Source organism: Streptomyces durbertensis (genome assembly GCF_014156695.1).
Classification (GTDB): domain Bacteria; phylum Actinomycetota; class Actinomycetes; order Streptomycetales; family Streptomycetaceae; genus Streptomyces; species Streptomyces durbertensis.
Map to the genome: position 1 here is coordinate 1 of NZ_WMLF01000803.1, position 1,152 is coordinate 1,152.

Annotated in this window: 1 protein-coding gene; it reads right to left on the minus strand. The window is 72.6% G+C overall.

The features are described 5' to 3' along the window. Positions 1-206: 206 nt before the first annotated feature. Entirely contained in the window at positions 207-956 is a 750-nt protein-coding gene (locus GL263_RS26925) for a glucose 1-dehydrogenase (protein WP_182858339.1), read from the minus strand. Positions 957-1,152 lie beyond the last annotated feature (196 nt).

Here is a 1,152-nt window from a genome sequence, read left to right on the forward strand (position 1 = left end):
GGGCACGGGCGTCCTTGGGCGGCGGTCGGGCGGCGGGGCCGGCGGCGAGGGGCTCGGCGCGCGGCGTCACGTGTGGGTCTGATCGGATCGGCGAGCTGACGAGCGGTGAGGCGTGCTCGGTCGGTCCTCGGAAGCGAGGCTATGAGACGGTCGGGGCCTCCTGACCGGTGGGGTCCCGGCTCCGGGCGCGGCCCGCCGGGACGGGGTCAGTCCTCCTCGGCGAGGATGGTGCTGCCGGTGGTGGCTCCGCCGTCGACGACAAACTCGCAGCCGGTGGAGTAGGTCGCGTCCGCGACGAGGAAGAGCACCAGGCGCGCCACCTCCTCCGGGTCGCCGAATCTCGCGATCGGTTGGGCCGCGACGAGGGAGTCGTCCATCTCGGCGGTCATCGGGGTTCTGATGGGGCCGGGGTGGACCGAGCAGACCCGGATGCCGTCGGCGGCGAGTTCCAGCGCGGCGGACTTGGTCAGCCCGCGGAGGCCCCACTTGCTCGCCACGTACGCCCCGATCTGGGCGTAGCCCATCAGGCCGGCGGTCGAGGAGATGTTGACGATCACGCCGTCCCCGGCCCGTCGGAGCGCGGGTGCCATCGTGTGCATGCCCAGCCACGCACCGTAGAGGTTGACCTCCAGGACGCGGCGGAACTCTTCGGGATCCTGTTCCTCGATCGTGCCGAAGGCCAGGATTCCGGCGTTGTTCACCAGCATCGACACCGGCCTGCCGAACTGCTCCTCGGCGGTGGCGGACGCCGCCGCCCAGTCGTCCGGGCTGGTGACGTCCAGTGGGCAGAAGGCCGCTTCCGCGCCCAGCTCCCGGGCCTTCGCGTGGCCTTCGTCGGCCAGGACGTCCGCGACGACCACCGAGGCGCCCTCGGTCGTGAGGAGTTCCGCGATCGCCGCGCCGATTCCCCGAGCGCCGCCGGTGATGAGGGCTGTCCGCCCCGTGAGCCGTTTCATCGCACCTCTCCTCGACGGGTTGGCTCACCGCCCACTCGCGACGCCGGTCCGTGCTCCGGCGTCGGGCGGCCGACGCGGCCGGGTCTTCCGGGCGGCGGGTCTCAGTTCTCATCGTCCCGTAGGTGCCGATGCCCCGCGACCGGTCGCGAGGCCCGCACACCTGCGGAAAGGGACGGTCGGCGGGTCAGTGGTGGAA